Origin of the sequence: Bradyrhizobium genomosp. I (2014) (assembly GCF_000261685.1) — a bacterium.
In the GTDB taxonomy this organism is placed as follows: Bacteria; Pseudomonadota; Alphaproteobacteria; order Rhizobiales; family Xanthobacteraceae; genus Bradyrhizobium.
This window is the reverse complement of the sequence record NZ_AJQE01000108.1, coordinates 1-9276: the sequence shown is the minus strand read 5'-3', so window position 1 is coordinate 9276 and position 9276 is coordinate 1. Positions and strand designations below refer to the sequence as shown.

Here is a 9276-nt window from a genome sequence, read left to right as displayed (position 1 = left end):
GGCGGAAAGCCGGCGTCGATCAGATAGGCCACGATCTGCGCCGCGATGGAATACATGCCGACCGCGGTGAAGAAGAAGGTCGAGAACAGTGCCCAGAAGGCATGGTGACGCATCGCGCTCACAAGCGTCCAGCCGCCGTCGACGAAATCCGGATCGCTCTTCTTGGTGACGTGCGGTGAGCCGGCCGCGAACATGCGCCAGGGCAGGAGCAGAAGGGGCACCAGCAGCCCGAGCGCGGCGAGGGCGTAGACCTGATAGGTCTCGCGCCAGCCGAGATGATCGATCAGAAGCTGCGAGGCCGGCAGCAATGCCAGCACGCCGCCGCCCATCGCCGAATAGACCACCGCCATGGCGGTCGGCAGCTTTGGACCGAACCAGCGGCCGAGCAGGATCGAGTTGGGCACATTGCCGATGAAGGCAACGCCGATGCCGAGGCAGATGCCGATCGAAAGCTGGAATTGCCAGAGTGCTTGCGCGTGACTTGCGATCAGGAAGGCCGCGCCGAGCAGGAACAGTCCGAGCGCATAGACGATGCGCGGTCCGGAATGATCGAACAGGCGGCCGACCAGCGGCGCGGTCAGCCCGCTGACGAGCCAGGTGAGGGAATAGATCGAAACGACCTGGGCGCGATCCCAGCCGAAGTTTTCGGAAATTGGCTTCAGGAAGACAGTGAAGCTCTCGCTGAGCCCGCGCCCAAGAACCGCCAGCGTAAAGCACAGGCCGAGCACGACGAGTGCGGTGCGCACCGCGTTCGGCCCGGTGCTTCCGGCTCGTTCCTTGCTCGCTTCCGTGCTCGCTTCCTTGGGCGTGTTCTGGTCCATTGCCGTCAGGGAGCGCGCTTCGGCGCGCCCTGACAAGCAGTGAAAAGCTCATACGCCTATGCAGGCTTGATGAGCACGTGCTTCTTCTTGCCGAAGGACAGCTTGATCACGCCTTCCGGCGTCAGATTGCCCGCCGACAGCGCCATCTTCTCGTCGGTAATCGGCGCGTCGTTGACGCGCAGGCCGCCGCCCTTGATCTGGCGCCTCGCTTCGCCGTTGGAGGCAACCAAGCCTGCCTTGACGAAGGCGTTGAGCACGCCGAGGCCGGCGTCGAGCTCGCCACGCGGAATTTCCACGGTCGGCAGACTCACGGCGAGCGCGCCTTCCTCGAAGGTGCGGTGCGCGGTCTCCGCCGCTTCGTTCGCGGCGTCGCGGCCGTGCAGCAGCGCGGTCGCTTCGGTCGCGAGCACCTTCTTGGCCTCGTTGATCTCCGAGCCGCCGAGCGATTCGAGCTTGTTGATCTCGGCGATCGGCAGCGTCGTGAACAGCTTCAGGAACTTGCCGACGTCGGCGTCCTCGGTGTTGCGCCAGTACTGCCAGAAATCGTAAGGGCTGAACTGGTCGGCATTGAGCCAGACCGCGCCTTGCGCGGTCTTGCCCATCTTGGCGCCCGACGCGGTCGTCAGCAGCGGCGTCGTCAGCGCGAACAGCTGGTGGGTCCCCATGCGGCGGCCGAGATCGACGCCCATGATGATGTTGCCCCACTGGTCCGAGCCGCCCATCTGGAGGTGGCAACCGGTGCGCCTGGCCAGCTCGACGAAGTCGTAGGCCTGGCAGACCATGTAGTTGAACTCGATGAAGCTCATCTCCTGCTCGCGCTCGAGACGCAGCCGCACCGAGTCCATGGTCAGCATGCGGTTGACCGAGAAGTGCCGGCCCACATCGCGCAGCATCTCGATCCAGTTCAGCTTGGTCAGCCACTCCGCATTGTCGAGCATGATGGCGTCGCTCTTGCCCTCGCCATAACGCAGCACCTTTGCGAACACGCCGCGGATCGATTCCTTGTTGGCCTCGATCTCGGCGATTGTGCGCATCGCGCGCGTCTCGTCCTTGCCGGAGGGATCGCCCACCATGGTGGTGCCGCCGCCCATCAGCGTGATCGGCTTGTTGCCGGACTGCTGCAGCCAGTGCAGCATCATCATGGTCAGGTAATTGCCGATGTGCAGCGAGCGGGCGGTGCAATCGTAGCCGACATAGGCGATGGCCTCGCCCTTGGCGGCAAGCGCATCCAGCCCCTCGAAATCGGAGCACTGGTGGATGAATCCACGTTCCTGCAGGATATTGAGGAAATCCGATTTAGATTTAAATGCGGTCATCTGTCGGCGTGCCTGACAATTCTTGGTTTACTGTTTTGGGGGCAATTTAAGGGTTTTCGGGGGGAACCCGATGACCGCCCGCCACTTGGCGCGTTGGCATTATAAGATGTGTCCCTCTGGCACAAGATCGGCAGGCCAGGGCGGGTCTCTTGAGGACGCTGATCCATGATGTTGACGGCACTCGGTTTGATGAGCGGCACCTCGCTGGACGGGGTGGACGTCGCGCTGATCGAAACCGACGGAAAGCAGGTGAAGGCGTTCGGGCCGTCCGGCTACCGGGCCTATAGTCCGGCAGAGCGCAACCTGCTGCGCCGGGCGCTGAATGAGGCCGTGCACCTTTCGCAACGCGACGCTCGGCCGGGCATCCTGGCCGAAGCCGAGCGTGCGGTGACGCAGGCCCATGCCGAGGCCGTTGCCGCGTTCGTCGCCCAGAACCGCATGAGGCCGGAGGACATCGACATCGTCGGCTTTCACGGCCAGACCGTGCTGCACCGGCCCGAAAAACGGCTCACGGTGCAGATTGGCGACGCGCCGGCACTGGCGAGGGCGATCCATATCCCCGTGATGCATGATTTCCGCGCCGCCGACGTCGAGGCGGGCGGGCAGGGCGCGCCCCTCGTGCCGGTCTACCACCGGGCGCTGGCCAATTCGTTGGAGCGAGAGGGGCCGATCGTCGTGGTCAATATCGGCGGCGTCTCCAACATCACCTATATCGACGGCAACGATACGCTGATCGCCTGCGATACCGGCCCCGGCAATGCGCTGCTGGACGATTTCATGTACCGCACCATGAACCAGGCGTTCGATGCGGAAGGAAAGTTCGCAGCGCTCGGCAAGGCGGATGAGGCCTGGATTGCCCGCGCGCTGGAGCTGCCGTTCTTTGCGCTGCCGCCGCCCAAATCGCTCGACCGCAACGACTTTGCCACCCTGAAGCTCGGGGAGACGCCTCCGGCCGACGGCGCGGCGACGCTGACCGCCTTCACCGCGGCCGCGATCGCCCGCATCATTCCGCTTCTGCCGCGCCGGCCGCGTAGCTGGATCGTCTGCGGCGGCGGCGCCCGCAACCTCACCATGCTGCGGATGCTGCGGGAGCGGGTGGGCTCGGCCACCGTTGAAGCCGCCGAGACGCTCGGCTGGGCCTCCGACGCCATCGAGGCGCAGGCCTTCGGCTTCCTCGCTGCGCGCGGCCTGAAGGGCTTGCCGTTGTCCTATCCGGCCACCACCGGCGTGCCGATGCCGATGACGGGCGGGGTGATCGCACGGCCCTGAGGCCACCGCAGTTGATGCAGATGCATCCATCTTGACGAGTGTATGCAAGTGCATCTATATTCAATGCAGCTGCATCTAACCGCCGGGATCATTGCCATGACGACTTCGCTCAAGCTCATCAGCCACAAGCTTTGTCCCTACGTGCAGCGCGCGGTGATCGCGCTGAAGGAAAAGGGCGTGCCATTCGAGCGGATCGACATCGATCTCGCCAACAAGCCCGACTGGTTCTTGAAGCTTTCGCCGCTCGGCAAGGTGCCGGTGCTGGTGGTGACGACGGAGAAGGGCGAGGTCGCGCTGTTCGAGAGCAACGTGATTTGCGAGTACATCGAGGAGACGCAGGGCGGCGTGAGGCTGCATCCAGCCGAAGCCCTCGAGCGCGCTGAGCATCGCGCTTGGATGGAGTTCGGCTCGGCGATCCTCGGCGATCTCTGGGGCCTGGAGACCACGACCGACCCTGCGACGTTCGAAAGCAAGCGTCAGGCACTCGCGGCGAAATTCGCGCGTGTCGAGGCCGCGCTTGGCGCGGGCCCGTATTTCGCAGGCGAGGCATTCAGCCTGGTCGACGCGGTGTTCGCGCCGATCTTCCGCTATTTCGATGTGTTCGATGAGCTTGCGGAGCTCGGCATCTTCAAGGAGTTGCAGAAGGTGAGGACGTGGCGGGCCGAACTCGCGAGACGTCCGAGCGTGCGTTCTGCGGTCGGCGCGGACTATCCGCAATTGCTGCGCGCCTTCCTCGTGCGGCACGACGCGCATCTGCTCAAGCTTGCGGCGTGATGTCACAGCCCGGATTTCGCTAAACTCTATCCCGGCGATGGATGGGCCCCGGCTCTGCAGCGCATCGCTGAAGGAGCGCTGCGCTGCGTCCGGGGCACGAGTTCGTTGCAAACGAGTTTGTGTCGAGGCCGTGTCCCGGGCGCGATGCGGCGCGCAGCGCTGCTTCGCAGAACCGGGACCCATAGTGGCGATGCGAGATAGCAAGATGGGCCCCGGCTCTGCGGCGCATCACTGCGTGATGCACCGCGTCCGGGGCACGGAGAAGCCTCAGCGCACGTTCGCCAGCCGCATGTCCAGATACGCCGTGATGGTTTCCATCAGCGGCTCGAGCTTGGCGTCGAAGAAATGGTTGGCGCCGGGGATGATCTGCTGATCGATCACGATGCCCTTCTGCGTCTTCAGCTTCTCGACCAGCGTGTTGACGTCCTTGGGCGGCACCACCGCGTCCTTCTCGCCATGCACGATCAGGCCCGACGACGGGCAGGGCGCGAGGAACGAGAAGTCGTAGAGGTTGGCAGGCGGGGCTATCGAGATGAAGCCTTCGACCTCGGGACGGCGCATCAGGAGCTGCATGCCGATCCAGGCGCCGAACGAGAAGCCGGCGACCCAGCAGGCGCGCGCTTCAGGATTGATGGTCTGCGCCCAGTCGAGCGCGGCGGCCGCATCCGACAATTCGCCGGTGCCGTGGTCGAACGAGCCCTGGCTGCGGCCGACGCCGCGGAAATTGAAGCGCAGCACCGAGAAGCCGCGATGCGCGAAGGCGTAGTAGCACTGGTACACGATCTGATGGTTCATCGTGCCGTGGAACTGCGGATGTGGATGCAGGATCATCGCGATCGGCGCGTTCTTCTGCTTGGCCGGGTGATAGCGGCCTTCGAGACGGCCAGCAGGGCCGGTGAAAATGACTTCGGGCATCGGTGATCTCTTGATTGATTTCCTGGAGAGATGATCCCTAGCAATCAACCGATTATGGCTTCATCGGCAGATGCCGACGGAAGCGCGAATGACGGGTGAGAAGGCGCGCCTTGCGGTGATGCGCTGAGAGCGCGCGGTGACTTGACGGTGCGCTTCTAACATAGGCTGAGGGTCAAAAAGCAAGCATCTTGAACATCACCCAATGGGCTCAAGGTGTTAGCGTGTCATTGCGATGTCATCGGGCGCCGCGGATATGGAATCGCGGTTGCCAAGGGCGTGCCGGAGCGCCATGTCCGGCGGGCGGGCCGCCAGGCCACGGTTTTCTCATCGGGTAATATAATACTGCATGCCGACGCGCGTTTATCTCGATTGGAATGCGACCACGCCGCTGCGCGCGGAAGCTCGCAGTGCGATGCTCGCCGCCTGGGATTTGGCCGGCAATCCGTCATCGATCCATGCCGAGGGGCGGGAGGCGCGGCGGCTGGTCGAGGAGGCCCGCGCGACGCTTGCAGCCGCGGTCGGCGCGCTGCCGCGGAACGTCGTCTTCACCTCCGCTGGAACCGAGGCGAACGCGATGGCGCTGTCGCCGGGCTTGCGGGGGTCTTCTGGCGGCCCTGTCGAGCGGCTGCTGGTCTCGGCAGTTGAACATGCTTCCGTGCTCGCCGGCGGCCGGTTCCCCGTGGACAGGATCGGCCTGATCCAGGTCACGCGCTCCGGCGTGGTCGACCTCGATCATTTAAAGACGCAGCTCAAGGACGGCCCGCCAGCCCTGGTCTCGATCATGGCCGCCAACAACGAGACCGGCGCGCTCCAGCCCGTCGCTGAAGCCGCAAGCGTCGTCCACGAGGCCGGCGGCCTCCTGCACGTCGATGCGGTCCAGGCCCTGGGCAAAATTCCGTTCGATATCAAGTCAGTAGGCGCCGACCTTGCCACCTTCTCTGCGCACAAGATCGGCGGCCCCAAGGGGGTTGGCGCACTGGTGATGGCCGAGGGGGTCGGCGGCCTGGAGCCGGTGCTGCGTGGCGGCGGGCAGGAGCTCAACCGTCGCGCCGGAACCGAGAATGTCGCGGGGATCGCCGGCTTCGGGGCCGCGGCAAAGGTCACGCTTCAGGCTCTGCCGGAGGATGTGAAGCGAATGGTAACCCTCAGAGATCGTTTGGAAAATGGCCTTTGCGGCATTGCCGGGGCGACGGTCTTTGCGGACAATGTGGCGCGTTTGCCGAATACCGTGCTCTTCACCGCGCCTGGCCTGAAGGCCGAAACCGCCGTGATCGGCTTCGACCTGGAAGGTATCGCGGTCTCCTCCGGTTCCGCCTGCTCCTCCGGAAAGGTCCAGCCGTCCCATGTCCTGTCGGCGATGGGCTACGATCCCGCGATGGCCCAGGGAGCGGTGCGTCTCAGTCTGGGCTGGTCCACGGGACCAGAGGACATCAACAGGGCGTTAGAGGCTTGGCGAAAGCTTGGTAATACCCTACTTAAGGGTTGAGCGACGAAACACGGCTTGAACGGTTCTAAGCCCGTGCTTTCCGCACAGAAATATCGTAATACTCGTCCGAGTTTGATCCACCGCGGTCCTTGAAACCGCGAGCGGAGGATGGAATGCCAGCCGTACAAGAGACGGTCGAGCGCGTGAAGCGCATCGACGTCGACCAGTATCGTTATGGGTTTGAGACCCTGATCGACTCCGAGAAGGCCCCCAAGGGGCTGTCGGAAGAGATCGTAAAATTCATCTCGCAGAAGAAGAACGAACCCGACTGGATGCTGCAGTGGCGGCTGGAGGCCTATCGGCGCTGGCTGACCATGCAGGAGCCGACCTGGGCGCGTGTCGACTATCCCAGGATCGACTTCCAGGATCTCTATTACTACGCGGCGCCGAAGCCGAAGAAGACGGTCTCGTCACTGGATGAGATCGATCCGGAGATCCTGAAGACCTACGAGAAGCTCGGCATCCCCTTGCGGGAGGTCGCCATGCTCGAAGGCGTCGAGCCGAAGGTGGGCGAGGAAGATCCCGCGCGCCGCAAGATCGCGGTCGATGCGGTGTTCGACTCGGTCTCGGTTGCGACCACGTTCAAGGCGGAGCTGAAGAAGGCCGGCGTGATCTTCATGCCGATCTCGGAGGCGATCCGCGAGCATCCTGAATTGGTGCAGAAATATCTGGGATCGGTGGTTCCGACCTCGGACAATTTCTACGCGACGCTCAACTCGGCGGTGTTCTCCGACGGCTCGTTCGTCTACGTGCCGCCGGGCGTGCGCTGCCCGATGGAGCTGTCGACCTATTTCCGCATCAACGAGCGCAACACCGGCCAGTTCGAGCGCACGCTGATCATCGCCGACAAGGGCTCCTACGTCTCCTATCTCGAAGGCTGCACCGCGCCGCAGCGCGACGAGAACCAGCTGCATGCCGCCGTGGTCGAACTCGTCGCGCATGACGATGCCGAGATCAAATATTCGACGGTGCAGAACTGGTATCCGGGCAATTCGGAAGGCAAGGGCGGCATCTACAATTTCGTCACCAAGCGTGGCGACTGCCGCGGCGCCAACTCCAAGATCTCCTGGACCCAGGTCGAGACGGGGTCGGCGATCACCTGGAAATATCCGAGCTGCATCCTGCGCGGCGACAACTCGCGCGGCGAGTTCTACTCGATCGCGATCTCGAACGGCTTCCAGCAGGTGGATAGCGGCACCAAGATGATCCATCTCGGCAAGAACACGTCGAGCCGGATCATCTCCAAGGGCATTGCCGCCGGCAAGTCGCAGAACACCTATCGCGGGCTTGTCACCGCACACCGGAAAGCGACCGGCGCGCGCAACTTCACGGCCTGCGACTCGCTGCTGATCGGCGACAAATGCGGCGCGCACACCGTGCCGTACATCGAGGCCAAGAACTCGTCGGCGACGTTCGAGCACGAGGCGACGACCTCGAAGATCTCCGAGGACGTGCTGTTCTACTGCATCCAGCGCGGGCTTTCGCAGGAAGAGGCGGTCGGCCTCGTCGTCAACGGCTTCGTCAAGGACGTGCTGCAGCAACTGCCGATGGAGTTCGCGGTCGAAGCGCAGAAGCTGATCTCGATCTCGCTGGAAGGGTCGGTCGGTTAGCTCGGACCTCATCCCGAGGAGGCCGCGCAAGCGGCCGTCTCCAAGGATGGATACCGGAAAGATTGGTGGCCTCAATCCTTCGAGACGCGCCTGCGGCGCTCCTCAGGATGAGGAGATAGATGGAAAAACATGATGGCTTTGCTTGAAGTGAAAGACCTCAAGGTTCGTGTCGAGGAGCGCGAGATCCTCCACGGGCTGACGCTGACCGTGAACGAGGGCGAGGTGCACGCGATCATGGGGCCGAACGGCTCCGGCAAGTCGACGCTCTCCCACGTCATCGCCGGCAAGCCCGGCTACGAGGTCACCGACGGCCAGATCCTGTTCAAGGGCGAGGACCTGCTGGAGATGGCGCCGGAGGAGCGCGCCGCGAAGGGCGTGTTCCTGGCGTTCCAATATCCGGTCGAGATTCCCGGCGTCGCCACCATGAACTTCCTGCGCACCGCGCTGAACGCGCAGCGCAAGGCGCGCGGCGAGGATGAATATTCGACGCCGGACTTCCTGAAGAAGGTCCGCGAGGTCTCGAAGTCGTTGAACATCCCGCAGGACATGCTCAAGCGCGGCGTCAATGTCGGATTCTCCGGCGGCGAGAAGAAGCGCAACGAGGTGCTGCAGATGGCGCTGTTCGAGCCGAGCCTGTGCATCCTCGACGAGATGGATTCGGGCCTCGACATCGACGCGCTGCGCATCGCGGCCGACGGCGTCAACGCGCTGCGCTCGCCCAAGCGAGCGATGGTCGTCATCACCCACTATCAGCGGCTGCTGAACTACATCGTTCCCGACGTCGTGCACGTGATGTCGAGGGGCCGCGTCGTGAAGAGCGGCGGCAAGGAGCTGGCGCTGGAGCTGGAAGCCTCCGGCTACGCCCAGTTCGAGGCCGCGTAAGGATTGGTTGCAATGAACGTTGCTGTGGCAAAGACCGGGAACGGCCGCGCGGTGGGCGATCTCTTCGCCAGCGCCGAAGGCCGCCTGCCGGGGTCGCCGGCCGTGATCGCGGCGCGCCGCGAGGCGTTCGAGAGCTATGAGCGTCTCGGCCTGCCGCACCGCCGGATCGAGGAATGGAAATACACCGACCTGCGCGCGCTGGT

The 9276-nt window shown here is 64.0% G+C and carries 8 protein-coding genes and 1 pseudogene; 6 read left to right on the top strand and 3 right to left on the bottom strand.

The window, feature by feature from the left end; all coding sequences use genetic code 11:
- Positions 1-821: MFS transporter (locus IC50_RS10525; protein WP_035703744.1), on the bottom strand; the 821-nt coding region annotated here is incomplete at its 3' end.
- A gap of 56 nt (positions 822-877) precedes the next feature.
- Positions 878-2137, bottom strand: a complete 1260-nt coding sequence (gene tyrS, locus IC50_RS10520; protein WP_035703742.1) for a tyrosine--tRNA ligase — start codon at positions 2135-2137, stop codon at positions 878-880.
- A 165-nt stretch (positions 2138-2302) separates the two neighbouring features.
- On the opposite strand from tyrS, the gene IC50_RS10515 reads away from it, so the two are divergent.
- On the top strand, positions 2303-3406 hold the full coding sequence (locus IC50_RS10515; RefSeq protein ID WP_035703740.1) for an anhydro-N-acetylmuramic acid kinase: 1104 nt from the start codon (positions 2303-2305) through the stop codon (positions 3404-3406).
- A 96-nt stretch (positions 3407-3502) separates the two neighbouring features.
- Positions 3503-4180, top strand: coding sequence for a glutathione S-transferase family protein (locus tag IC50_RS10510; RefSeq protein WP_035703747.1), 678 nt, complete (start codon positions 3503-3505; stop codon positions 4178-4180).
- 267 nt (positions 4181-4447) lie between these two features.
- On the opposite strand, the gene IC50_RS10505 is transcribed toward IC50_RS10510, so the two are convergent.
- Positions 4448-5095, bottom strand: coding sequence for an alpha/beta hydrolase (locus IC50_RS10505; RefSeq protein WP_024337874.1), 648 nt, complete (start codon positions 5093-5095; stop codon positions 4448-4450).
- Between the two features lie 346 nt (positions 5096-5441).
- On the opposite strand from IC50_RS10505, the gene IC50_RS10500 reads away from it, so the two are divergent.
- The 4 genes and pseudogenes from IC50_RS10500 to IC50_RS10485 all read left to right on the top strand — a co-directional run.
- Positions 5442-6581, top strand: coding sequence for a cysteine desulfurase family protein (locus IC50_RS10500; protein ID WP_035703738.1), 1140 nt, complete (start codon positions 5442-5444; stop codon positions 6579-6581).
- 113 nt (positions 6582-6694) lie between these two features.
- The gene (sufB, locus tag IC50_RS10495) at positions 6695-8191 is read left to right on the top strand and encodes a Fe-S cluster assembly protein SufB (RefSeq protein ID WP_035703736.1); all 1497 of its coding nucleotides are present in this window, start codon (positions 6695-6697) and stop codon (positions 8189-8191) included.
- 132 nt (positions 8192-8323) lie between these two features.
- Positions 8324-9073 (top strand): Fe-S cluster assembly ATPase SufC, encoded by a 750-nt coding sequence (gene sufC / locus IC50_RS10490; RefSeq protein WP_035703745.1) that lies wholly within the window; start codon positions 8324-8326, stop codon positions 9071-9073.
- 12 nt (positions 9074-9085) lie between these two features.
- Positions 9086-9276: pseudogene (locus tag IC50_RS10485) on the top strand (Fe-S cluster assembly protein SufD); the annotation flags it as partial.

Excerpts from the sequence above, each read along its gene's own strand:
- tyrS (WP_035703742.1), bottom strand. The coding sequence starts at position 2,137 with ATGACCGCATTTAAATCTAAATCGGATTTCCTCAATATCCTGCAGGAA.
- IC50_RS10515 (WP_035703740.1), top strand. The coding sequence starts at position 2,303 with ATGATGTTGACGGCACTCGGTTTGATGAGCGGCACCTCGCTGGACGGG.
- IC50_RS10510 (WP_035703747.1), top strand. The coding sequence starts at position 3,503 with ATGACGACTTCGCTCAAGCTCATCAGCCACAAGCTTTGTCCCTACGTG.
- IC50_RS10505 (WP_024337874.1), bottom strand. The coding sequence starts at position 5,095 with ATGCCCGAAGTCATTTTCACCGGCCCTGCTGGCCGTCTCGAAGGCCGC.
- IC50_RS10500 (WP_035703738.1), top strand. The coding sequence starts at position 5,442 with ATGCCGACGCGCGTTTATCTCGATTGGAATGCGACCACGCCGCTGCGC.
- sufB (WP_035703736.1), top strand. The coding sequence starts at position 6,695 with ATGCCAGCCGTACAAGAGACGGTCGAGCGCGTGAAGCGCATCGACGTC.
- sufC (WP_035703745.1), top strand. The coding sequence starts at position 8,324 with ATGGCTTTGCTTGAAGTGAAAGACCTCAAGGTTCGTGTCGAGGAGCGC.